General features: G+C 67.7%; 20 protein-coding genes and 1 pseudogene. 10 read left to right on the plus strand and 11 right to left on the minus strand.

The features are described 5' to 3' along the window. Both AOK17_RS02575 and AOK17_RS02580 read right to left on the minus strand, forming a co-directional pair. Positions 1–273, minus strand: a pseudogene (locus AOK17_RS02575) (murein biosynthesis integral membrane protein MurJ); the annotation flags it as partial. 46 nt (positions 274–319) lie between these two features. Beyond that, complete coding sequence (locus AOK17_RS02580; protein WP_055610607.1) at positions 320–2,680, minus strand: DUF6049 family protein; 2,361 nt, start codon at positions 2,678–2,680, stop codon at positions 320–322. Positions 2,681–2,914: 234 nt separating this feature from the next. On the opposite strand from AOK17_RS02580, the gene AOK17_RS02585 reads away from it, so the two are divergent. After that, positions 2,915–4,381: a CCA tRNA nucleotidyltransferase gene (locus AOK17_RS02585; protein WP_055610608.1), complete on the plus strand. Its 1,467-nt coding sequence runs from the start codon at positions 2,915–2,917 to the stop codon at positions 4,379–4,381. Positions 4,382–4,493: 112 nt separating this feature from the next. Here AOK17_RS02585 and AOK17_RS02590 read toward each other — a convergent pair whose 3' ends face one another. From AOK17_RS02590 to AOK17_RS02605, 4 genes are all read right to left on the minus strand, one after another. Then, a complete protein-coding gene (locus tag AOK17_RS02590; protein WP_055610609.1) occupies positions 4,494–5,000 on the minus strand; it encodes an LppU/SCO3897 family protein in 507 nt (168 codons plus the stop codon). A 116-nt stretch (positions 5,001–5,116) separates the two neighbouring features. Next, complete coding sequence (locus AOK17_RS02595) at positions 5,117–6,382, minus strand: MFS transporter (protein ID WP_055610610.1); 1,266 nt, start codon at positions 6,380–6,382, stop codon at positions 5,117–5,119. Positions 6,383–6,459: 77 nt separating this feature from the next. Further along, positions 6,460–7,542 (minus strand): inositol-3-phosphate synthase, encoded by a 1,083-nt coding sequence (locus tag AOK17_RS02600; protein ID WP_055610611.1) that lies wholly within the window; start codon positions 7,540–7,542, stop codon positions 6,460–6,462. A 44-nt stretch (positions 7,543–7,586) separates the two neighbouring features. Beyond that, positions 7,587–8,270, minus strand: coding sequence for a PadR family transcriptional regulator (locus AOK17_RS02605; RefSeq protein ID WP_055610612.1), 684 nt, complete (start codon positions 8,268–8,270; stop codon positions 7,587–7,589). 374 nt (positions 8,271–8,644) lie between these two features. Here AOK17_RS02605 and AOK17_RS02610 point away from each other — a divergent pair, with 374 nt between their 5' ends. Together AOK17_RS02610 and AOK17_RS02615 are read left to right on the plus strand one after the other, a co-directional pair. Further along, positions 8,645–11,335 carry a transglycosylase domain-containing protein gene (locus tag AOK17_RS02610; protein WP_079052752.1) on the plus strand — a complete coding sequence of 897 codons (2,691 nt, stop codon included), beginning with the start codon at positions 8,645–8,647 and terminating at the stop codon, positions 11,333–11,335. Positions 11,336–11,466: 131 nt separating this feature from the next. Continuing rightward, positions 11,467–12,981, plus strand: coding sequence for a glycosyltransferase family 87 protein (locus AOK17_RS02615; RefSeq protein ID WP_055610614.1), 1,515 nt, complete (start codon positions 11,467–11,469; stop codon positions 12,979–12,981). Positions 12,982–13,074: 93 nt separating this feature from the next. On the opposite strand, the gene AOK17_RS02620 is transcribed toward AOK17_RS02615, so the two are convergent. From AOK17_RS02620 to AOK17_RS02630, 3 genes are all read right to left on the minus strand, one after another. Beyond that, a complete protein-coding gene (locus AOK17_RS02620; RefSeq protein ID WP_055610615.1) occupies positions 13,075–14,106 on the minus strand; it encodes an alanine racemase in 1,032 nt (343 codons plus the stop codon). 65 nt (positions 14,107–14,171) lie between these two features. Continuing rightward, on the minus strand, positions 14,172–15,293 hold the full coding sequence (gene femX / locus AOK17_RS02625; RefSeq protein ID WP_055610616.1) for a peptidoglycan bridge formation glycyltransferase FemX: 1,122 nt from the start codon (positions 15,291–15,293) through the stop codon (positions 14,172–14,174). Between the two features lie 211 nt (positions 15,294–15,504). After that, positions 15,505–15,825, minus strand: a complete 321-nt coding sequence (locus AOK17_RS02630) for a hypothetical protein (RefSeq protein WP_055610617.1) — start codon at positions 15,823–15,825, stop codon at positions 15,505–15,507. Between the two features lie 276 nt (positions 15,826–16,101). Here AOK17_RS02630 and rpsF point away from each other — a divergent pair, with 276 nt between their 5' ends. The 4 genes from rpsF (at position 16,102) to rplI (ending at position 17,727) form a co-directional block, all read left to right on the plus strand. Further along, entirely contained in the window at positions 16,102–16,392 is a 291-nt protein-coding gene (rpsF, locus tag AOK17_RS02635) for a 30S ribosomal protein S6 (protein ID WP_055610618.1), read from the plus strand. A 72-nt stretch (positions 16,393–16,464) separates the two neighbouring features. After that, the gene (locus tag AOK17_RS02640; protein WP_055610619.1) at positions 16,465–16,968 is read left to right on the plus strand and encodes a single-stranded DNA-binding protein; all 504 of its coding nucleotides are present in this window, start codon (positions 16,465–16,467) and stop codon (positions 16,966–16,968) included. A 57-nt stretch (positions 16,969–17,025) separates the two neighbouring features. Next, positions 17,026–17,262: a 30S ribosomal protein S18 gene (gene rpsR, locus AOK17_RS02645; protein WP_003949403.1), complete on the plus strand. Its 237-nt coding sequence runs from the start codon at positions 17,026–17,028 to the stop codon at positions 17,260–17,262. Between the two features lie 18 nt (positions 17,263–17,280). Beyond that, on the plus strand, positions 17,281–17,727 hold the full coding sequence (gene rplI / locus AOK17_RS02650) for a 50S ribosomal protein L9 (protein ID WP_055610620.1): 447 nt from the start codon (positions 17,281–17,283) through the stop codon (positions 17,725–17,727). Between the two features lie 223 nt (positions 17,728–17,950). Here rplI and AOK17_RS02655 read toward each other — a convergent pair whose 3' ends face one another. After that, positions 17,951–19,288, minus strand: a complete 1,338-nt coding sequence (locus AOK17_RS02655; protein WP_055610631.1) for an MATE family efflux transporter — start codon at positions 19,286–19,288, stop codon at positions 17,951–17,953. A gap of 459 nt (positions 19,289–19,747) precedes the next feature. On the opposite strand from AOK17_RS02655, the gene dnaB reads away from it, so the two are divergent. Beyond that, positions 19,748–21,223 carry a replicative DNA helicase gene (dnaB, locus tag AOK17_RS02660; RefSeq protein ID WP_055610621.1) on the plus strand — a complete coding sequence of 492 codons (1,476 nt, stop codon included), beginning with the start codon at positions 19,748–19,750 and terminating at the stop codon, positions 21,221–21,223. Between the two features lie 70 nt (positions 21,224–21,293). Here the strand turns inward: dnaB and AOK17_RS02665 are convergent, their stop codons facing one another. Continuing rightward, complete coding sequence (locus AOK17_RS02665; RefSeq protein WP_055610622.1) at positions 21,294–21,878, minus strand: helix-turn-helix domain-containing protein; 585 nt, start codon at positions 21,876–21,878, stop codon at positions 21,294–21,296. A gap of 155 nt (positions 21,879–22,033) precedes the next feature. On the opposite strand from AOK17_RS02665, the gene AOK17_RS02670 reads away from it, so the two are divergent. Then, positions 22,034–22,636 (plus strand): class I SAM-dependent methyltransferase, encoded by a 603-nt coding sequence (locus AOK17_RS02670; RefSeq protein WP_055610623.1) that lies wholly within the window; start codon positions 22,034–22,036, stop codon positions 22,634–22,636. Between the two features lie 88 nt (positions 22,637–22,724). Then, positions 22,725–24,110, plus strand: a complete 1,386-nt coding sequence (locus AOK17_RS02675; RefSeq protein ID WP_055610624.1) for a serine hydrolase domain-containing protein — start codon at positions 22,725–22,727, stop codon at positions 24,108–24,110. Positions 24,111–24,167: the final 57 nt, after the last annotated feature.

A 24,167-nucleotide genomic window follows, 5' to 3' on the forward strand; every position in this document is an offset into this window, starting at 1 on the left:
GGGCGGCTGAGCGTAGAGCGGGGGCTGCGGCTGGTAGGTGCCGGGCGGCGGCGGGGGATGCGCGGCGCGGTCGTAGAGAGCCTCGGTGACAGGGTCCTGGGCGGTGAGGTCCTGCGCCCGGTAGGGATCCTGGGCGTAGGCATCCTGGAGGTACACGTCGGGTGCGGGTTGCTGAGGCACCTCGCCGGGCTCCGGCGGGCCCTGCGGCGGGTCGTCGGGGTGGCCGGAGCCGCCCGCGCCCTGACCGCGGTCACCGTCGTACGGCGCGTTCATGGTTACCCCACCTCATCGTCCCCGGGCCCACCGGCCGCGACATCGCTCAACGGTCCACTCTCTCACCAGTGCCGGACGGGTCCGTGATTTCCGCTGCGGTGTCCGGTGAAGGGTCACTCGGGTGCTCCGGCTCGTGTGCCCGCGACTCGGCTTCGGACGCTTCGGGAGCGTCCTCGTCCTCGCCGTCCGCTTGGGCGTTCTCGGATTCCTGCGTGGCCTGGCGGGTGGCCGCGCGCTTGCGCTGGGTGTACATCCGGAATCCGGCGAGCACGAGCAGCAGAACACCACCGGCGATGACCAGCATCACCGTGGCGGTGATCTCGGTGACCTTCACGTCGAAGGCGACTTCGGGACCGTACGGCCGGCCGTCCTCCGTGAACAGCTGGGCGACGACTCCCGCCCGGCCGTTGGCGTGAGCGTTGGTGGTGAACTTCACCGACTGGCTGTGTCCGCCCGAGACCGTGACCGGCTGTTCGTCGTAAGCGCCGTCGCCGATGCTGAGGCGGCTCGGCTGGGTCGAGGTCAGGCGCAGCGTCAGGTGATCGACACCCTGGACGAGGTTGTTCTGCACCGTCACGGGGATCGTGGCGCTGCGGCCCGACAGCTTCGCCTCGGACTTCTCGATCAGTCCGACGCTCTCGGTGAGCAGGGTGAGGTACGCCTCCACGCCGTCGCGGTAGAGCGTCGCATCGGTGCTGCGACCGCGCCAGGACGTGGACATCGACCGGTCCATGGCCCGTCCGAAGGGGGTGGCCACGCGGGATTTGTCCGCGAGGATCACCTGGAAGCTGTCGAGGTCGTCCTGCGTGCGCTCGATCTGCTCGAAGGCCGTCTGCGGCAGCTCCTGCCTGCGCAGCGAGGAGGGGTACGACCTCGCCGACGGGACCCGCGTGGTGGCGCCCGCGTCCGGCTTTGCCTTGGTGGCCGCGGACAGGTCCGCCGACTGGGACCAGTTTCCGTCCTGGAGCGCTGTCAGCGCCTGTGCCATCGCCTGGGCCTGGCTGGAGGTCGGCATGCGCTGTGGGGCGACCACGATGCTGCGCTGTTTGTCCGGGACCTGGAGCGAGAACATCAGGCTCTGGGCGAGAAACTTCTGCACGGCGAGGGTGGAGTTGCCCGCCACCGTCATGTCGCCCTGGAACGCAGTGGACAGACGGGCGTCCGCGACCACCGCTGTGGTGCCGCCGCCGATCGGACGCGCCGCGGAGGGCGTGTACGGCAGGCTTCCGGCCTCCTTCAGGCTGTCGCTGCGGGAGATCACCGTGTCGGCTCCGGCCGAGGTGGCGACCTTGACGATCGAGGGGTCGATCGCGCCGTTCGCGGGCCAGGCGTAGTCCGTGCTGGGCGTCACGTGGAGGATCGACTCCACCGTCGTCGCGGCCACCGTGGTGGCGTCCTTGAGACGGCTGAGCGACCCGGTGGCGGTCTTTCCGTTGTGGGCCAGCGACGCCAGATCAGGGTCGGCGAACGGGAGAGCGACGACTTCCTCGTTCTCGACCGTTTTCTCCAGCTCGGAGAGCCACTGCTGGGCCACCGCCTGGTGCGTGCCCGCCGTGGTCCTCGTGCTGGAGCCGCTCACCTGAACGCGGTAGCTGCGGGTCATCGCGTCGACGGAGGCCAGCAGATCCGGGTCGACGACCCAGGTGACGTCGAGGTTCTTGCCGAGAGAGAGGAGCTGCTGCAGGCGCCCGCCGGGGGCGATCTCCGCGGCCAGGTCGTCGTCCTTGAAGACGGGGGTCTGCTGCTCGTTCGAACCCGTCTCGGCCGTCATGTGGGAGGTGGAGATGAGCGGCCAGAGATACGTGGTCCGGGTCTTCGTGTCCGCCGCGTCGGGCTGCCACGGCAGGAAGGTCCGCTCGATGCCGAGGATCTGGTCGTACGCCGCGGCGGCGGTCCGGCCGGTGAGCGTGACTCCGAGCTGGTACACACCGTCGGAGTTGAGGGGCAGCTTGTCGACTGGGACGGAGATGCTGAAGGTCTGCGGGACACCCGGCGCGAGCTTGGCGAACTTCGCGACGTACTTGCCGCCGACGTCCGTACCCGCGTACGGGTTGCTCCGGGCGGCATCGTCGATCGCCGAGCGGCCGTTCATCGTCGGGCCCACGCGGAGACCGACGTATGCGTCCGTGACCGTCTGCTTGCCCTTGTTGACGATCCTGCCGGAGACGGTGAGCGTGTCCCCGTCGGAGGGCACGCGAGGGCTGAGCGTGTCCAGGGAGACATCGACCGTACGGGAGCCGGAGACCTCCGCTGCGGCGCTGTTCTCGGCCGCGTAGGCGGACGGCGCCACGGGCAGCTGGCAGAGGCCGGCCAGCAGGGGAGCCGCGGCCAGCAGCGCCCCGGTGCGCCGCAGCCAGCGGCGGGCAGGTGAGGGAGTCATCCCCTGGAAGTCTGCCGCCTCGGCCACGCGCTCGCCCGTCCCTCGTCGTCGTCAGTGGTCGTCGGAATGTGCGTCCACGCATGGTAACGATGCGCGCCGAGGGTAAGTGCCGCGGTCCGGTCCACAAGATCGGAGACGAGACCGCACTGTCCCACTATGTCCGCCTATCAGTGGTGAGGTCTCCGCAGGGACGGGGCAAGGTGTCCGTGCACGTTTAATGGAGGCGCCCGCGGGGGTCCGGGCCACGTACCCTTTTCTGTTGTGCCGAACGCCAACGAAGACAATCCCAGTGCCCTGAACCAGGTGCAGAGCCGCGCGGTGAGCGAACTGCTGCGGGTGTCCCCCGTCGCCGATGAGCTCGCCCGCCGTTTCCAGGAGGCCGGGTTCTCCCTCGCCCTGGTCGGCGGCTCGGTCCGGGACGCCCTCCTCGGCCGGCTCGGCAACGACCTCGACTTCACGACCGACGCCCGGCCCGAGGACGTACTGAAGATCATGCGGCCCTGGGCGGACGCCGTGTGGGAGGTCGGAATCGCCTTCGGCACGGTCGGTGGGCAGAAGGACGCACGCGTCGGAGACGTCAGCCAGAGCTTCCAGATCGAGGTGACGACCTACCGGTCTGAGGCGTACGACCGGACCTCGCGCAAGCCCGAGGTCTCGTACGGCGACTCGATCGAGCAGGACCTGGTGCGCCGTGACTTCACGGTGAACGCGATGGCCGTGGCGCTCCCCGAGAAGGAGTTCATCGATCCGCACGGCGGGCTCGACGATCTTGCCGCGCGCGTTCTGCGGACTCCGAGCACACCCGAGGCCTCTTTCTCCGACGACCCGCTGCGGATGATGCGGGCCGCCCGGTTCGCCGCGCAGCTCGACTTCGAGGTGGCGCCGGACGTCGTCGCGGCGATGAAAGCCATGTCGGAGCGCATCGAGATCGTCTCCTCCGAGCGCGTGCGCGACGAGCTGAACAAGCTGGTTCTGTCCGCGCACCCGCGGAAGGGACTGACGCTGCTCGTCGACACCGGGCTCGCCGACCGGGTGCTGCCCGAGCTGCCTGCGCTGCGCCTGGAGAGGGATGAGCACCATCGGCACAAGGACGTCTACGACCACACGCTGATCGTCCTGGAGCAGGCGATGGCGCTGGAGGAGGAGGGTCCCGACCTGACACTGCGCCTGGCCGCACTGCTGCATGACATCGGCAAGCCTCGGACGCGCCGTTTCGAGGACGACGGCCGGGTCTCCTTCCACCACCACGAGGTGGTGGGCGCCAAGATGACCAAGAAGCGGATGACCGAGCTCAAGTACTCCAATGAGCTCGTGAAGGACGTCTCGCGTCTGGTCGAGCTGCACCTGCGCTTCCACGGCTACGGCACCGGGGAGTGGACGGACTCCGCGGTCCGCCGGTACGTACGTGATGCGGGCCCGCTCCTCGACCGCCTCCACAAGCTGACCCGCTCGGACTGCACGACGCGCAACAAGCGCAAGGCCACCGCGCTCTCCCGCGCGTACGACGGCCTGGAGGAGCGCATCGCCCAGCTCCAGGAGCAGGAGGAGCTGGACGCGATCCGGCCGGACCTCGACGGCAACCAGATCATGGAGGTCCTGGGTGTCGCGCCCGGCCCGGTCATCGGGCAGGCCTACAAGTTCCTCATGGAACTGCGTCTGGAGAACGGGCCCATGGAGTACGACGCAGCGGTGTCGGCGCTCAAGGAGTGGTGGGCCGCGCAGAGCTGAGGATGCGAGTCGGGGCCATGTTTCACGTGAAACATGACTCGCTTTCCCGGACCAGGACATGCCGAGGGGCGTTGTTTCACGTGAAACAACGCCCCTCGCGTCTGTACCGCTCCTACTTGTTGTCCGCCAGGCAGAGCACGAAGGAGTCGGACCCTTCCTGCCAGGAGAGAGCAGCAGTGGTGCCCTGGACGGACTGGCAGGCGAGCTGCGCCAGGCTGGAGCCGTCCTTCTTCGCCAGAACCTTGTGGGTGGCCTTCGAGTCGCTGCAGTCGAGTTTCTCGACCGTGGCGTTGGAGTCGGAGCCCGTGTTGCGCAGGCAATCGCCGGCCTGGAGCTTCGTGGCGTCGTCGCCACCGAAGAAGTAGGTTCCGGCGGCTATGGACAGCACGGCCACGGGGATGATGAACCGCAGGTACTTCTTGAAGCCGCTACGCGCCGGAGCGGCCGGCGGCGGAACCGGTGCACCCTGGTTGAAGTACGGGGACGGGGACTGCTGCGGGTCTCCGGGCTGCGGCTGGCCGTACGGGTTCCCGCTCGGGGGCTGACCGTAGGGGTTCTGGCCCTGAGGCGGCTGCCCCTGTGCGAACGGGTTCTGGCCTTGGGGCGGCGGAGTGGTCACTTTGAGGGTCCCCCTCGGACGTAGGAGCGCGTGGCGCGAAATAAGACGCACGTAAGCTACCGGCCGCCACTGACAACTCTGTAGCCCACAGTGGCTCTGTGTCATTGATGTGACACTTACTGAAGCGCAAAGCGGGCCATAGTCGCAGCAACTGCCCCGTAGATAACGGCCACCGTGACCACCAGCGGGACTGAGCGGCCGTCAGGAGGCAGCATCAGCGCGGCCACCGCGGCGGCGGCGACGAAGGCCACGTTGAACAGAACGTCGTAGACGGCGAAGATCCGGCCACGGAAGCCGTCGTCGACGGACGACTGGACCACGGTGTCCGTGGCGATCTTCGCGCCCTGGGTGGTCACGCCGAGGACGAAGGCCGCGACCAGTATGGGGACTTCGGCGAACGGCAGCCCGAGCGCCGGCTCCAGGACCGCGGCGGATCCCGCACAGGCGATGATCCAGCCGCTCGGCCCGAGCCGGCCGACCGCCGCCGGGGTCAGCACCGCCGCGGCGAAGAAGCCCGCTCCGGAGATCCCCACGGCCAGGCCCAGGAGGGCGAGCCCGTCGTCGTCCGAGCCCGACGACCAGGCGTACCGGCAGAGCATCAGCACCATGACCGTCAGGGCGCCGTAGCAGAACCGCATCAGCGTCATCGCGACCAGAGCCCGGGCAGCCTCCCGTCGTGGGGGCTGGGCCAGATGACGTACGCCTGACGTCAGGCCGTGTGCCGTGCCGACCAGGGCCGCCTTCAAGCGTGGATGCACCAACTCCCGGTCGGGGCCCAGAAGTTCCGGCGCCAGTCGCAGCGAGGCGAGCGCGGAGCACACGTAGAGGGCCGCTCCGACGAGGACGACCGCCGCGTCGGAGTCCGAGGCGACCAGACGGACGACGAAGGCGAGACCGCCGCCCAGGGTCGCGGCCAGCGTTCCGGCCGTGGGCGAAAGGGAGTTGGCCATCACCAGGCGCTCGGAGTCGACGACGCGGGGCAGGGCAGCGGACAGGCCGGCCAGGACGAACCGGTTGACCGCGGTCACGCACAGGGCGGATGCGTAGAAGAGCCAGTCCGGCACGCCGCTCAGCATGAGGACGGCCGTCAGGGCGGCCAGCACTGCCCGCAGCAGGTTTCCGTACAGGAAGACCTGGCGGCGCCGCCAGCGGTCCAGCAGGACGCCGGCGAAGGGGCCGACGAGGGAGTACGGGAGCAGCAGGACCGCCATCGCCGAGGCGATCGCCGCCGCCGAGGTCTGCTTCTCCGGTGAGAAGACGACGTATGTGGCGAGCGCGACCTGATAGACGCCGTCGGCCCCCTGCGACAACAGCCGGACGGCGAGCAGACGCCGGAAGTTCCCGAAGCGCAGGAGGACGCGCAGGTCACGCACGACAGCCATGGGCACAGCCTCACATACGAGGAGGGTCCCCGGGCTTGCGACCCGGGGACCCTCAACAGAGCGGCACATCAAGCGTTTTAGCGCTCGACCTCGCCCTTGATGAACTTCTCGACGTTGTCGTAGGCCTCGTCGTCGAAGTACTGGACCGGCGGCGACTTCATGAAGTAGCTCGACGCGGAGAGGATCGGGCCGCCGATGCCACGGTCCTTGGCGATCTTCGCGGCGCGCAGGGCGTCGATGATGACACCCGCCGAGTTCGGGGAGTCCCAGACCTCGAGCTTGTACTCCAGGTTCAGCGGGACGTCACCGAAGGCACGGCCCTCGAGGCGGACGTACGCCCACTTGCGGTCGTCCAGCCAGGCCACGTAGTCCGAGGGACCGATGTGGACGTTCTTCGCGCCCATGTCGCGGTCCGGGATCTGCGAGGTGACGGCCTGCGTCTTCGAGATCTTCTTGGACTCGAGGCGGTCGCGCTCCAGCATGTTCTTGAAGTCCATGTTGCCGCCGACGTTGAGCTGCATCGTGCGCTCAAGGCGGACACCGCGGTCCTCGAACAGCTTCGCCATCACGCGGTGCGTGATGGTGGCGCCGACCTGCGACTTGATGTCGTCGCCGACGATCGGGACGCCCGCCTCGGTGAACTTGTCCGCCCACTCCTTGGTGCCGGCGATGAAGACCGGCAGAGCGTTGACGAAGGCGACCTTGGCGTCGATGGCGGCCTGGGCATAGAACTTCGCCGCGTCCTCGGAACCGACGGGCAGGTAGCAGACGAGGACGTCGACCTGCTTGTCCTTGAGGATCTGGACGATGTCGACCGGGGCCTCGGCGGACTCCTCGATGGTCTCGCGGTAGTACTTGCCGAGACCGTCGTAGGTGTGACCGCGCTGGACCGTGACGCCCTTGCTGGGGACGTCGCAGATCTTGATGGTGTTGTTCTCGCTGGCACCGATGGCGTCCGAGAGGTCGAGGCCGACCTTCTTCGCGTCGACGTCGAAGGCGGCGACGAACTCGACGTCACCCACGTGGTAGTCGCCGAACTGGACGTGCATCAGGCCGGGCACCTTGGACGCCGGATCGGCATCCTTGTAGTACTCGACGCCCTGTACCAGCGAGGCGGCGCAGTTGCCCACGCCGACGATGGCTACGCGAACCGAACCCATTCCGGTTGCTCCCTGTGTGTACTCGGTGAAGCCCTGAGGGGACTTCACGTGGCAGTGTCATCGGACGGATCCGGCCCGGGATTGTCCCCGGGCCGGGGCAGGCCGCCCGACTCCCCAGATGTGCTGTCCTGCTGAGCGGAGCCGTCCGGTCCGGGACGCTGCTGGTCCCGTCCGGCCCGCTCGCTCTCGATGAGCTCGTTCAGCCAGCGCACTTCGCGCTCCACGGACTCCATTCCGTGGCGCTGGAGCTCAAGGGTGTAGTCGTCGAGGCGCTCCCGGGTGCGCGCCAAAGAGGCACGCATCTTCTCCAGGCGCTCCTCCAGACGGCTGCGGCGACCTTCGAGGACCCGCATCCGTACGTCCCGTGACGTCTGGCCGAAGAAGGCGAAGCGAGCGGCGAAGTGCTCGTCCTCGTACGCGTCGGGACCCGTCTGTGAGAGCAGGTCCTCGAAATGCTCCTTACCTTCGGCCGTCAACCGATAGACGATCTTGGCGCGACGCCCTGAGAGTGGCGCCGCGAGCGCGTCCTCGGGGGTGTTCCCCGGCTCCTCGATCAACCAGCCGTTGGCGACCAGCGTCTTGAGGCAGGGGTAGAGCGTCCCGTAGCTGAACGCACGGAACACACCCAGTGACGTATTGAGGCGTTTGCGCAGCTCATAGCCGTGCATCGGGGACTCGCGGAGCAGGCCGAGGACGGCGAACTCGAGGATCCCGGAACGCCGGCTCATCGTCGCCTCCTCTCTGCCGCGGTCTTGCCGTGACGGTCTTTATGCCGAGCTGATGTATCGACTCGATACATCAGAACGATAGATCGGTCCGACGCATGCGACAAGAGGGGGCATCGTGAACGGGGTCACATCACCAATTCGTAGGAAGCAAGTTGCCTGATTTGGGGTGAACTTCGGTGCTAGGCAGGTTTTGACGGTGCGTAGTCTGTGCGCCATGCAAACCACCGGGAACCGAGTGACGCATGGGGACGTCCTCGTCCTCGGTGCAGTACGGATGAATGTAAGAACGACCGCATCCGTACTTCGGGGGGACCGGAAACCAGCCGCCGTTTCCAGGCGCGCTCAGGTGCGCCTGCCCGAGGAGTAATCGTTCGATGAGCGAGCACCGTCGCAAACCGCCGCAGCCGCAAGGCGGCGGACGTGCCGCGGCCCGACGCGGCCAGACCGGGTCGTCCTCCGGCCGCCGTGCGGCGCCGCGGAGCGCCACCGGGTCTCCTTCCGACTCCTATGACTCGGGAGGTGAGGAGCGCCCGTTCGGCAGCCGTGCCGAGGCCCGACGGGCGGCACAGAGAAGCAGCACCAGCGGTGGCAGGCGCAGAGCCGCCGACGGGGCGGGGCATGGCGGCCACGGTGGTGGCCGGCGTGGTGGTCCCGGCGGGCCGAACGGCCCTGGGCGGGGCAGAGGGCGCGAGCCCGACCCCTACAAGAAGCGGATCATCGACTATCCGCGCGCGGGCAAGTACGGATGGGCACGTTGGATGCCCTCGTGGAAGCTCGTGACGGGTACGTTCATCGGCTTCTGCGGCAGCCTGATGGCCGTGGCGGGCATCGCGTACGCCATGGTGGGCGTGCCGGACGTCGCTGCCGCCGCGAAGGCGCAGAACAACGTCTACTACTGGGCCAACAACAAGCCGATGGTGTCCACGGGCGGTGAGACCAACCGCCAGAACATCAAGTACGAGCAGATTCCCGAGGCGATGCGGTACGCCGTCATGTCGGCCGAGAACAAGAAGTTCGAGACCGACAAGGGCATCGACCCCGTGGGTATCGGCCGAGCGCTCTTCAACATGGCCAAGGGCGGCGAGACGCAGGGCGGCTCGACCATCACCCAGCAGTACGTGAAGAACGCGATGCTGAACGACCAGTCGCAGACGATGTCCCGGAAGTTCAAGGAACTCCTCGTCTCCATCAAGGTGGGCCGCACCGAGCCCAAGGAGGAGGTCATGGCGGGGTACCTGAACACCGCCTACTACGGCCGTACCTCCTATGGCCTCCAGGCGGCGGCGCGTTCGTACTTCGGCAAGGACGCGACCGATCTGAACGCCAGTGAGTGCGCTCTCCTCGCCGCCGTTCTGAAGGGCGCCACGTACTACGACCCCGCAGGAGCGACGGCGATCGACCCCGGGGCCACGCAAGAGGCCAACACCAAGCGGGCCAGGGACCGCTGGAGCTGGATCCTGAGTGAAATGGTCAAGGACGGGCACCTGTCGGCCACGGAGCGGGCCAAGTACACGGAGCTCCCCAAGCTCCAGAACCCGCGGTCCAGCTCCGAGCTGGGCGGTCAGATCGGCTATCTCGTCGATCTCGCCAAGGGCTACGTCATCAACAACACCGACATCACCGAGGAACAGCTCCGGCAGGGCGGCTACGAGATCCACACGACCTTCGACAAGAAGAAGGTCGCCGACCTCGAGAAGGCCGTGAAGAAGGTCCGCAAGGAGAACCTCGACGTAAAGCGCCGGCCGAAGACCGACACACACGTCCAGTTCGGCGGGGCCTCCGTGGATCCCAAGGACGGTGCCATCGTCGCCATCTACGGCGGTGAGTCCGCGACCAAGCACTTCACCAACAACGCCGACGAGACCGGTGCCGCGGTCGGTTCGACGTTCAAGCCGTTCGTCCTGGCGGCCGCCATGCAGGACGGCAAGCGCGACCCCGACCTCGGGGAGTCCCAGGCGCAGGACGAACGCACCAAGGTCTCGCCGGACAGCTTCTACAGCGGCAAGAACAAACTCAAGATCAAGACGTACGACGGCAGTATCTGGAAGAACGACAAGGGCAAGGAGTGGCTCCAGACCAACGACGACGACGAGTCGTACGGCGCTCCGCCGAACTACCGGATCGACCTGCGTGAGGCCATGAGGGTGTCGGCGAACTCCGCCTTCGTGCAGCTCGGCATGGATGTCGGTCTGGACAAGGTGAAGAAGGCAGCGGAAAACGCCGGTCTCAGGCCGAACAGTCTGACGGGTACCACCTTCCCGTCCTTCTCCATCGGTATCTCCGACCCCAGCGCGATCCGCATGGCCGGCTCGTACGCGACGTTCGCGACCAGTGGGAAGCAGAACGAGCCGTTCTCGGTCAAGGACGTCGAGTACGAAGGCGGCAGCGTGTGGAAGCACAAGTCCGCGACCAAGGAAGCCTTCACCGCGCCGGTCGCCGACAACGTCACCGACGTCCTGAAGACCGTCGTCGAGGAAGGAACCGGTACCTCGGCCCAGCTCGACGGCCGCGAGGTGGCCGGTAAGACCGGTACGACGGACGGCAACAAGTCCGCCTGGTTCGTCGGGTACACGCCGCAGCTGTCGACCGCGGTCAGCATGTACCGCATGGACGACGACGAGACCAAGAAGAGTCGTCCGTTCCTGGAGATGTACGGCACGGGTGGCCAGGAGACCATCCACGGTGCCTCGTTCCCGGCCGAGGTCTGGCACGACTACATGGAGCAGGCGCTCAAGGGTGAGCCGTCCGAGGACTTCCCCGAGGCCGAGCCCATCGGTGTGGTGGTCAACGACCTTCCGACCCCGAGCGTGACCCCCTCGCCCACCGAGTCCGAAGAGGAGCAGACCGAGCCCAGTACGGAGCCGAGCGAGACGGAGACCACTCCCTCGCCCTCCGCGAGCGAGACCTGTGGCCCCTTCGGCACCTTCGAGTGCGAGGACACCGGCGGGACCGAAACGGGCGGAACTGAAACCGGCGGCACGGACGGCGGGGTGACGTCCTCACCCACGGAATCCGAAGATCCAGGCAATACCAGAGGTAATGGCAATGGCGGCATCTTCGGATGATCAAGCGGATAGCTGCCTCCACGGGGTGTTTCACGTGAAACATCCGCAGTGAGGTGTTTCACGTGAAACGAGGGCCGTCGCACCGACTCGGTGCGACGGCCCTCGGCGTATTCCTAGGCGCGTACGGCAGGATGTGCGGCATGCCCAGTGCAGAAACGACGCGCGCGAGCGTGCACGAGCCAGATCTGGTGCGGCCGACCAAGGAGGACCCGGTCGCCGCGACCGGCAGTGAACTGTTCGGTGGTCCTCTCGGGCGGCGTGCGCTGCTCGGGACGTCCTGGTGGACTCCCGTACGGGTCATCGCGCTCGTCGCGATCGGCATGTTCGCCCTCGGCATGGTGCAGAAGCTGCCCTGCTACGACGGCGCCTGGTTCTTCGGGGCCAGCTCGCAGTACACGCATGCCTGCTACTCGGACATCCCGCACCTTTATCAGGGACGGGGCTTCGCCGACGGGCTCGTGCCGTACTTCGACAAGCTCGAAGGCGACATGGAGTATCTCGAATACCCGGTGCTGACCGGCGTGTTCATGGAGGTCGCCTCCTGGCTGACGCCGGGCAGCGGCAGCATCCAGGACCAGGAGCAGGTCTACTGGATGGTCAACGCCGGGATGCTCATGGCGTGCGCGGCCGTCATCGCCGTCTGCGTGACCCGCACCCACCGGCGGCGCCCCTGGGACGGCCTGCTGGTCGCTCTGGCGCCTGCTTTCGCGCTGACCGCCACGATCAACTGGGACCTGCTGGCCGTCGCTCTGACGGCCGCCGCGATGCTGATGTGGGCACGGAGCCGTCCCCTTGCCTTCGGAGTCTTGCTGGGGCTCGCCACGGCCGCCAAGCTCTATCCCGCGCTGCTGCTCGGGCCACTGCTCGTACTGTGCTGGCGTGCAGGCAGGTGGCGGGAGTTCGGTACCGCCCTGCTAGGCGCCGCCGGCTCCTGGCTGGTCGTGAACCTTCCGGTCATGCTGCTCGCGCCCGAGGGCTGGGCGAAGTTCTACACGTTCAGCCAGGAACGCGGCGTCGACTTCGGCTCCTTCTGGCTCATCCTGTCCCAGCGCATGGAGACCCCGCTCGACACCGACACGGTCAACACGTTCGCCACGGTGCTGATGCTGATCTCCTGCGTGGGTGTCGCGGCTCTCGCGCTGACCGCTCCGCGCCGGCCGCGCTTCGCCCAACTGGCGTTCCTGATCGTCGCGGCCTTCATCCTCACCAACAAGGTCTACTCGCCGCAGTACGTGCTGTGGCTGGTGCCCCTCGCCGTGCTGGCCCGTCCGAAGTGGCGGGACTTCCTGATCTGGCAGGCGTGCGAGGTGGCGTACTTCCTCGGCATCTGGATGTACCTCGCGTACACGACCAGCGGAGACGCCCACAAGGGACTGCCGCAAGAGGGGTATCAACTGGCCATCGCCGTGCACCTGTTGGGGACGCTGTATCTGTGCGCGGTGATCGTGCGAGACATCTTCATGCCGGAGCGGGACGTGGTGCGCCGGTCCGGTGACGACGACCCGTCCGGTGGCGTGCTCGACGGCGCGCAGGACGTCTTCGTCCTGGGAGCCGCGGCCCACCCGCCGCGGCACGCGGCACACTTCGACGGGCCGTACGTGGAGTGGGGCGCCGACGACGAGCCGACGAAGCGGCGTTCGCCCTGAGCGAACAGGGTGTGAGTGAGCCACGAAAAAGGCCGTACACGGAGTCCGTGTACGGCCTTTCGTCTGTGCGCGGGGCTTGGTGTCTCCCCGCTGTCAGCGCTCGACGATGCGGTCGAACTGCGTGGTGGTGTGCCGCAGATGGGCCACCAGCTCCTCGCCGACCTTCGGCTCCGGGGCGTCCGAGGGCACGAAGAGGATCGAGACCTGCATGTGCGGGGGCTCCGCGAACCAGCGCTGCTTGGCGCCCCAGACGAACGGTGAGAGGTTCCGGTTGACCGTGGCGAGGCCGGCCCTGGCGACGCCCTTGGCACGCGGCATGACGCCGTGCAGGGCCTTCGGGGCCTCCAGGCCCACCCCGTGCGACGTACCGCCCGCCACGACCACCAGCCAGCCGTCCGAAGCCACTTTCTGCTGGCGGTAGCCGAAACGGTCGCCCTTGGAGACGGGCGTGACGTCCAGGACGGCTCCGCGGTACTCGGTGGCGTCGTGGTCCCCCAGCCACAGCCGCGTGCCGATGCGGGCGCGGAAGCGGGTCTGCGGGAACTGCTGCTGCAGCCGGGCGAGTTCCTGGGCCTTGAGGTGGCTGACGAACATGGTGTGCAGCGGCAGCCGGGCCGCGCGCAGCCGGTCCATCCAGCCGATGACCTCTTCGACGGCGTCCGAGCCGTCGGTGCGGTCCAGGGGCAGGTGGATCGCGAAGCCCTCGAGGCGCACGTTCTCTATGGCGGCGTGGAGCTGGGGCAGGTCCTGCTCGCTCACACCGTGCCGCTTCATGGAGGACATGACCTCGATGACGACACGGGCGCCGACGAGGCCGTAGACGCCGTCGACCGACGACACCGAGCGGATGACCCGGTCGGGCAGCGGTACGGGCTCCTCGCCCCGTCTGAACGGCGTCAGCACGAGCAGGTCGCCGCCGAACCAGTCCTTGATCCGCGCGGCCTCGTACGTCGTGCCCACGGCCAGGACGTCCGAGCCCATACGGGTGGCCTCGTCCGCGAGCCGCTCGTGGCCGAAGCCGTAGCCGTTGCCCTTGCAGACGGGGACGAGCCCCGGGAACTGCTCGGACACGTGCTTGTGGTGCGCCCGCCAGCGTGCGGTGTCGACGTAGAGCGTGAGCGCCATGGCCGGACCTGGAACCTTTCTCGTGGCAGCGGTGTATCAGAGGTATGAAGGCGAATTCTGGTACGTCAGCGGCGCGACATGTAGATGTCGAGCGCCTTGTGGAGCAGTTTGTTGAGCGGGAAGTCCCACTCACCGAGGTATTCGGCGGCCTGCCCGCCGGTGCCCACCTTGAACTGGATGAGGCCGAAGAGGTGATCGGTCTCGTCCAGCGAGTCGGAGATGCCGCGCAGGTCGTAGACGGTGGCGCCGAGCGCGTAGGCGTCGCGCAGCATCCGCCACTGCATCGCGTTCGAGGGCCGGACCTCACGCCCGATGTTGTCGGAGGCTCCGTAGGAGTACCAGACGTGCCCGCCGACGACCAGCATCGTCGCGGCGGAGAGGTTCACACCCTCGTGCTGGGCGAAGTACAGCCGCATGCGGTTGGGGTCCTCGGTGTTGAGAGCCGTCCACATGCGCTGGAAGTACGAGAGCGGTCGGGGTCGGAAGTGGTCGCGCAGCGCCGTGATCTCGTAGAGGCGCTGCCACTCCTCCAGGTCCTGATAACCGCCCTGGACGACCTCGACGCCGGCCTTCTCGGCCTTCTTGATGTTGCGCCGCCAGAGCTGGTTGAAGCCCTTGTGGACGTCTTCCAGCGACCGGTTGGCCAGCGGCACCTGGTAGACGTAGCGGGGCTGTACGTCGCCGAAGCCGGCCCCGCCGTCCTCGCCCTGCTGCCAGCCCATGCGCCGCAGCTTGTCGGCGACCTCGAAGGCGCGCGGCTCGATGAAGTCCGCCTCGATGTCACGCAGGCGCTTCACGTCCGGGTCCTGGATGCCCTTCTTGATCGAAGCGGCCTCCCAGCGCCGGATGATCACCGGCGGGCCCATCTTCACGGAGAAGGCGCCCTGCTGCTTGAGGTGCGCGAGCATCGGATCCAGCCAGTCGGTCAGATTCGGCGCGAACCAGTTGATGACCGGACCCTCGGGCAGATAGGCGAGGTAGCGCTTGATCTTGGGCAGCTGGCGGTACAGGACGAGACCCGCCCCGACCATCTCGCCGGACCTGTTGTCGAACCATCCGAGGCTCTCGGAGCGCCACTCGGCCTTCACGTCTGCCCAGGCCGGGACCTGCATGTGGCTAGCCGCGGGCAGACTCTGGATGTACGCCAGATGCTGCTCTCGGCTGATGGTCCTCAGGGTCAGGCTCATTCGGGGCGCTCCTCGGGCTGGTGTGTCCCCATGGGTACAGGGGCTCCGGCTCTCGCGCCGAAGCCTACTGCGCCCTGCGAGCGCCTCGTCTGGCCGTATGGAACCTGTGCCCCGACCAATACGTGGCCGGGGCACCCGGAGGTGTTGTCCGGCCGTGGGGCCGGGCGTTGGGAAGACCGCGGGCCGGCGGCTCCCGAGAGCCGGGGCGCCGTCAGCCGATGACGCCGCCGAAGAGGCCGCCGTGTGCCATGCCGAGGAAGAAGCCGACGCCGGAGGCACCGAGACCCAGGATCAGCCCGAAGCGCTCCCGGGTCGTCACGGAGACGAACTGTCCGGCCGCCCCGGTCAGGATGCCCACCAGTCCCGTCCACGAGCTGAGCAGATGGAGGCTGTGGAACATCGCGGTGACGAAGGCCGTCACTCCGAGGACGAGCGTCACGGCGAGCAGGGTGTCCTGGAGCGGATGGGGCTTGTGGTCGGTGGCGAACAGGGAACCGACGGTCTTGGAGTTGGGTCGCAATGCCTGTGCCATGTGGCACCTCCTGCGGAAGGCGGCGCATCGTAGCGCCATACACACCCGATGTGTACAGATTGACGGTCTCGGGCCCCGGATTTCAACCGCAAGCCGGTGTGCAGGTAGTCTGTACCGTCTGCACCGGTGTCTGCCCGGGCCACGACACGATCCCCCGCTCAGTTCGCTGATCGGTGGGCCCGATTGTCAGTGGCGGCCGATACCGTTGCGTACGCATCACAACCCTCCTGCCACGGAACGACCGTGGCCGTTGAGTCCAAAGGAGGTGGGTTCCACATGCGTCACTACGAAATGATGGTCATCCTCGACCCCGATCTCGAGGAGCGCGCTGTCGCCCCCCTGATCGAAAACTTCCTCTCCGTCGTCCGTGAGGGCAACGGAAAGGTCGAGAAGGTCGACACCTGGGGCCGTCGTCGTCTCTCGTACGAGATCAAGAAGAAGCCCGAGGGCATCTACTCGGTCATCGACCTGCAGGCCGAGCCTGCGGTCGTCAAGGAGCTCGACCGCCAGATGAACCTGAACGAGTCGGTCCTCCGGACCAAGGTCCTCCGTCCCGAGACCCACTGAACTTCCTAGTTCAGCGGTTCTTGGGATTCGAGTAGCAGCAAGCCCGCAGCAAAACCGCCGAGAGGTTCCCCCATGGCAGGCGAGACCGTCATCACCGTCGTCGGAAACCTAACCGACGACCCCGAGCTGCGCTTCACCCCGTCCGGTGCGGCCGTCGCGAACTTCACGATCGCGTCGACGCCTCGAACGTTCGACCGCCAGACCAACGAGTGGAAGGACGGCGACGCGCTGTTCCTCCGTGCGTCGATCTGGCGTCAGGCCGCAGAGAACGTCGCCGAATCGCTGACGCGTGGTATGCGCGTCGTCGCTCAGGGACGACTGCGGCAGCGTTCGTACGAGACCCAGCAGGGCGAGAAGCGGACTGTCGTGGAGCTCGAGGTTGACGAGATCGGCCCCTCGCTGCGCTATGCCACTGCCAAGGTCACCAAGACCCCCGGTGGTCGTGGTGGCGGTCAGGGTGGCGGTGGCTTCGGCGGCGGCCAGCAGGGCGGCGGCGGTGGCGGCGGCTGGGGCGGAAGCTCCGGCGGCGCTGCCGGCGGCTCCGGCGGCGGCTACTCGGACGAGCCCCCCTTCTAGCCCACGGGCTGAGGGTGGGCCGTACCCACACTTCTTGATCACACAGGAGAAACACACATGGCGAAGCCGCCTGTGCGCAAGCCTAAGAAGAAGGTCTGCGCATTCTGCAAGGACAAGGTCACGTACGTGGACTACAAGGACACGAACATGCTGCGGAAGTTCATTTCCGACCGCGGCAAGATCCGTGCCCGCCGCGTGACCGGCAACTGCACGCAGCACCAGCGTGACGTCGCCACGGCTGTGAAGAACAGCCGTGAGATGGCGCTGCTGCCCTACACCTCCACCGCGCGATAAGGGAAGGGTGACCGACTAATGAAGATCATCCTCACCCACGAGGTCTCCGGCCTCGGCGCCGCGGGCGACGTCGTCGACGTCAAGGACGGCTACGCTCGCAACTACCTGATCCCGCGGAACTTCGCAATCCGTTGGACCAAGGGTGGCGAGAAGGACGTCGAGCAGATCCGTCGTGCTCGCAAGATCCACGAGATCCAGACCATCGAGCAGGCCAACGAGATCAAGGCCCGCCTCGAAGGTGTGAAGGTCCGTCTGGCCGTTCGCTCCGGCGACGCCGGTCGTCTCTTCGGTTCCGTCACTCCGGCTGACGTCGCCTCGGCGATCAAGGCTTCCGGTGGCCCCGACGTCGACAAGCGCCGCATCGAGCTGGGCTCGCCGATCAAGACGCTGGGCGCTCACGAGACGTCTGTGCGTCTGCACCCCGAGGTGGCCGCCAAGGTCAACATCGAGGTCGTCGCCGCGTAAGCGGTGCGCTAGCAGTACATGTGAGGGCCGCACCCCAAGGGTGCGGCCCTCGCTGTTTTTCTGGGCCTGCGGGAAGGGAGCGCGCCTCCGGCAGGACTCACGGGCGGCGGGTGTTTCACGTGAAACAAGGCGAATCCGTCGTCGGGGAACGCGGCGGAATGCTCGTTGTTTCACGTGAAACCGAGCGGCCTCACGTACCTCCGCGACGCCGGAGCAGGTTTGCTCAGCGCGTGGCGCCTGTGACGATCCAGCGGCCCGACCGAGTGCGCAGCCACAGGGTCAGCATCCGCACGGTCATCATGAGAGTCATCGCTCCCCAAACGGCGGTCAGCCCGCCGCCGAATACAGGCACGAGCAGTGCCACCGGAGCGAAGACCGCCAGAGTGAGGATCATGGCCCATGCGAGATACGGGCCGTCTCCCGCGCCCATCAGCACGCCGTCCAGGACGAAGACGATCCCGCAGATCGGCTGGGAGAGCGCCACCATGAGCAGGGCGGGCAGTGCGGTGTCATGGACGACCGAGTCGCTGGTGAAGAGCGGCAGGAACAGGGGGCGGCTGACAATCACCAGCCCGCCGAGCACAACGCCGACGGCGATGCCCCACTCCACCATGCGGCGGCAGGCCTCGCGGGCTCCCTTGGTGTCTCCGGCGCCGAGATAGCGGCCGATGATGGCTTGCCCCGCGATGGCGATGGCGTCGAGGGCGAAGGCGAGCAGGCTCCACAGCGACAGGATGATCTGGTGCGCGGCGACATCGGCGTCTCCGAGGCGGGCGGCGACGGCGGTGGCGATCATCAGGATCGCGCGCAACGAGAGGGTGCGGACCAGCAGCGGTGCGCCGGCCTGGGCGCAGGCGCGTATCCCGGCGGCGTCCGGTCGTAGGGATGCCCCGTGCTTCCGTGCTCCGCGGACCACCACGACGAGGTACACGGCGGCCATGCCGTACTGGGCGATGACGGTTCCCCAGGCGGAGCCGGCGATGCCGAGGTCCGCGCCGTAGACGAGGCCAGCGTTGAGGGCACCGTTGGCGACGAAGCCCCCGATGGCGACGTAGAGAGGTGTCTTGGTGTCCTGCAGGCCGCGGAGGACGCCGGTGGCGGCGAGGACGACGAGCATCGCGGGGATACCGAGGGCCGAGATGCGCAGATAGGTGGTGGCGTGGGGGGCGGCGGTGTCAGAGGCGCCGAAAAGTTCCACCAGGGCGGGCGCGGTGGGCAGCACTACGGCGATGACGGCGGCGCCGAGCAGCAGGGCCAGCCAGATGCCGTCCATGCCCTGGCGGATCGCGGCCTGGAGGTCGCCCGCCCCGACCCGCCGGGCGACGGCGGCCGTGGTGGCGTACGCGAGGAAGACGAAGATGCTCACGGCTGTGACGAGGAGAGCCGAGGCGATGCCGAGACCGGCGAGTTGCGCGGTGCCGAGATGGCCGACGATCGCGGTGTCGACCATGAGGAAGAGAGGCTCGGCTATGAGTGCGCCGAAGGCCGGAACGGCCAGCGCGACGATCTCTCGGTCGTGCCGTCGCCGGGCGGCCTTGGGTGCCGCGGGAGCCTGTGTCATGCGCATCAATCTAATCTTCCACAGGTAAGAGATGCAAGTGTCCAATGACCCTTACCTTGAATCTCGTGGGATGCGCTGCCTGGCGCCATTCGCGTCGATCTTGATCCGACCGGGAAAGTTTTTCTTCTGCACAGCCGGTGGACGGGATATTCGCAGGTCAGGATGGGTGCGGAAATGATGCTGAGTGCTTGTTCACAGGCCTGTCCACCGGGTCGTGCACAGGTTTTGCCGGGTTCTCCACAGCATCGGGGCCGTCGTCCACATGGCCTGTGGATAACCAGATTGGCTGACGGTGCCCGCGGGCCTACCGTGGTGCGGCACCCGCTCGCTTCTCCGTCCTCGGAAACCTCACAAAACCGACGCGTCAGAACCGGAGTTGGGCATCTCATTTGTCAGTGTCGTGCCGTAGGAATGAGGGGCACGGCGAGGTCCGCTCGGCGGACGGGAGGAGGTGGCCCGGTGAGTATTTCCGAGCCCTTGGACGATCCGTGGGCCGACAGCGGTCCCAGTGATCGTCTGCCCGCCTCCCGCCAGCGCCGCGACGGTGGCCGGGGCAGAGACGACCAGCACGACCGCGGTTCGGACAACGGAGCCTGGGACGGCGGAGGTTCGGCATTCGAGCGAGTGCCGCCGCAGGACCTGGACGCCGAGCAGTCCGTTCTCGGCGGCATGCTGCTCTCGAAGGACGCCATCGCCGATGTTGTCGAGGTCCTCAAGGGCCACGACTTCTACCGGCCGGCGCACGAGACCATCTACGGCTCGATTCTCGACCTCTACGCGAAGGGTGAGCCGGCCGACCCGATCACGGTCGCCGCCGAGCTCACCAAGCGCGGCGAGATCACCAAGGTCGGCGGCGCCTCGTATCTGCACACCCTGGTCCAGACGGTCCCGACGGCGGCGAACGCCGAGTACTACGCGGAGATCGTCCACGAGCGGGCCGTGCTGCGCCGCCTGGTCGAGGCCGGTACCCGCATCACGCAGATGGGGTACGCGGCCGACGGTGACGTGGACGAGATCGTCAACAGCGCCCAGGCGGAGATCTACGCGGTCACCGAGCAGCGCACCACCGAGGACTATCTGCCGCTCGGCGACATCATGGAGGGCGCGCTCGACGAGATCGAGGCGATCGGTTCGCGGTCGGGGGAGATGACCGGTGTGCCGACGGGCTTCACCGACCTCGACCAGCTCACCAACGGTCTGCACCCGGGCCAGATGATCATTATCGCCGCCCGTCCCGCCATGGGTAAGTCGACGCTGGCGCTGGACTTCGCACGAGCCTGCTCGATCAAGCACAACATGCCGAGCGTGATCTTCTCGCTCGAAATGGGCCGCAACGAGATCGCGATGCGTCTGCTGTCCGCCGAGGCGCGTGTGGCCCTGCACCACATGCGTTCCGGGACGATGACCGACGAGGACTGGACCCGGCTCGCGCGCCGGATGCCGGACGTCTCGGCCGCGCCGCTCTACATCGACGACTCTCCGAACCTGTCGATGATGGAGATCCGCGCCAAGTGCCGTCGCCTGAAGCAGCGTGCCGACCTGAAGCTCGTGATCATCGACTATCTGCAGCTGATGCAGTCGGGCGGCAAGCGGTCCGAGAGCCGACAGCAGGAGGTCTCCGACATGTCGCGAAACCTCAAGCTGCTCGCCAAGGAGCTTGAGCTGCCGGTGATCGCGCTGTCGCAGCTGAACCGTGGCCCCGAGCAGCGCACGGACAAGAAGCCTATGGTCTCCGACCTGCGTGAATCCGGGTCGATCGAGCAGGACGCGGACATGGTGATCCTGCTGCACCGCGAGGACGCGTACGAGAAGGAGTCGCCGCGCGCCGGCGAGGCGGACATCATCGTGGGCAAGCACCGTAACGGCCCGACGGCCACGATCACGGTCGCCTTCCAGGGCCACTACTCCCGCTTCGTGGACATGGCACAGACCTGATCGTCGTCCGTCCCGACAGCCGTGACAGCCGGGCGGTGTCGTCCGTCCGGACGGTGGTCGGGCGCGGCGGTCAGTCGCGCCGGTAGCGGGCCCTGATGTGGAAGCGTTCGCCCTGGGGGCCGAGGATGCTCAGGAACTCCACCGGCCGCTCGTCGGCGTTGCCGAACCAGTGCGGGAGGTGGGTGTCGAATTCGGCGACCTCGCCCGTGGTGAGGACGAGGTCCTGGCCGGCGAGTACGAGGCGCAGTCGTCCGTTGAGGACGTACAGCCAGTGGTACCCCTCGTGCGAGCGGGGATCGGGTTCGCGGTCGGTCGGGCCGGCCGGGAGGATCTGTTTGAACGCCTGAAGACCGCCGGGTTTGCGGGTCAGCGGGATGACGGTCATGCCGTTGCGGGTGAACGGCTGCGGGTATACCCGAGGGTCGAGGCCGGGCGGGGAGCCGACGAGTTCGTCGAGCGGCATCTGATAGGCCTTGGCCAGGGGCAACAGCAGTTCCAGGCCCGGCTTGCGGTGCCCGGACTCCAGCCGGGACAGGGTGCTGACCGGAATGCCGGTGGTCTCCGACAGGGCGGTCAGGGTGGCCCCGCTGCGGCGCCGCAACTCGCGCAGCCGCGGCCCGACCGCGGCCAGCACGGTGTCGAACTCGTCGCTCATGCGTTCACCGTGCCCACGGCTTTGCAGTTTTCGCAAAGAACTTTGTCGGTTCGTCATGGGCGAGGTCAGGTTGGCGGCAGGCCATGGGCGACCGGCGCCATGGCATCCGACCCACTAGGCACTTAGGCGAGGCACGGGCAATGGATGCACAGGCGATGGACGCACAGTTCTGGGACGAGATGTATCGCAGCCGCGACCAGGTCTTCAGCGGCGACCCCAACGGAGTGCTCGTCACCGAGGTCACCGGCCTGCCGCCGGGACAGGCGCTCGACGTCGGATGCGGTGAAGGCGCCGACGCCATCTGGCTGGCCCGGCACGGCTGGCAGGTCACCGCGGTCGACATCTCGACGACCGCCCTGCGGCGCGCGGCAGCCGCTGCCGTGGACATCGAGGGCCGTGTGGCGTGGACACGGGCCGACCTGAACATCACGCCACCCCCGGCCGACGCGTTCGACCTGGTGTCCGTTCAGTACTTCCCGCTCTCACTCCAGCCGGATCACGCTGCCCTGCGCGGCCTGCTGAACGCCGTTGCACCTGGCGGCACCCTGCTCTTCGCCAGCCACGACCTCGCCGACCTGTCCCCACGCCCGGAGCAGGGCTTCGACCCCGGCGACTACTACCAGCCCGACGACATCGGCGAACTCCTCGACGACGACTGGACTGTCCTGATCAACGAAACCTGCCCACGAACCGCTCCCGCACCTGCCGGCACCCACCACACCCACGACACCGTCCTGCGTGCGCAACGCTTGCGGTGACCCGTGACCCGTGATCCGTGGGCCGCTGGATCCTGCGTCGGGCTCAAATGCGCTCGACGCGGGACACCGGGGCAGATGGACTTGGGTCATGACGACACCTGCGGAAGAACTGCTCCCCGCCACACGACGGGCCCTGCTGCACCGAATCGCCACCGCTCAGGCCGGAGGGCGGGCGCCGTCACTGGTGGCGGCGGTCGTCAGGGGTGGAGAGACGGTGTGGCACGGTTCCCGCACCTCGGTGGACGGGCACGGGCCGGACGAGAACGTGCAGTACAGGATCGGCTCGATCACCAAGACGTTCACCGCTGTCCTGGTGCTGCGGCTGCGCGACGAAGGCGTCCTGGACCTGGGGGATCCGCTGGAGAAGCATCTCCCGGGCACCGGCGCGGGGGAGGCGACGATCGCTGAACTCCTCGCGCACACAAGCGGTTTGGCAGCCGAATCACCCTCTCCCTGGTGGGAGCGCACCCCCGGATCGCTGCGTCCCGAGCTCGCCGACGTGCTGGGCGAACAGCCGCACCGCCATCCCGTCGGACGGCGGTTCCACTACTCGAACCCCGGCTATACGTTGCTGGGCGCGCTGGTGGAGGAGCTGAGGGGAGTCCCGTGGGAGGAGGCCCTACGGAACGAGGTACTCGAACCGCTGGGGCTGCACCGCACGGGTGCGGAGCCTCAAGCACCGCACGCGGGCGGCTGGGCCGTGCATCCCTGGGCGGACGTGATGCTGCCGGAGCCCGTCGAGGACCTGGGCCGGATGGCACCGGCAGGCCAACTCTGGTCGACCACAGGTGACTTGGCTCGCTTCGCAGTCTTCCTGGCCAAGGGCGACGACCGGGTGCTGAGCGCCGAGTCCGTACGGGAGATGCGTACGCCCGCCGCACCCGCCGAAGCCGAAGAGGTGGAGGCCGGCAGCGCGTACGGCCTCGGTATGCAGGTCCAGTACCGGGACGGCCGGATGCTCGCGGGGCACTCCGGTTCCCTTCCGGGTTTCCTCGCCGGTTTCATGATCAGTGTCGAGGACGACCTGGCCGCCGTCGTGCTCGCCAACTGCACCTCCGGCCCACCGGTGTTCGCGGTCGCCGCCGATCTCGTACGTATCGTCGCCGAGGCCGAGCCTCGGATCCCCGAGCCGTGGCGGCCGTTGCCCGAGGTCGACCGCTCCGTATTGGAGTTGGCAGGACCGTGGTACTGGGGAACTCACGCCTTCGCGCTGCGCTTGACGGCTGACGGGGGTGTTTCGCTCGGGCCCCTGTCCGGCAACGGCAGGCGTTCGCGTTTCCGGGCCACCGGAGACGGGACCTGGACAGGACTCGACGGCTACTACGCCGGCGAGGCCCTGAGGGCCCTACGGCGCCCCGACGGATCAGTGGACCACCTGGACCTCGGGTCGTTCGTGTTCACCCGGCAGCCGTACGAGGAGGGGGCTTCCGTGCCGGGTGGTGTGGATCCTGAGGGGTGGCGCGGGATCCGCTAGCCGCCCTGCGATGGGTGAGCTGCAGGGGCGGGGGCGTGATGTTTCACGTGAAACAGG

The organism is Streptomyces phaeochromogenes (assembly GCF_001418655.1).
GTDB lineage: Bacteria > Actinomycetota > Actinomycetes > Streptomycetales > Streptomycetaceae > Streptomyces > Streptomyces phaeochromogenes.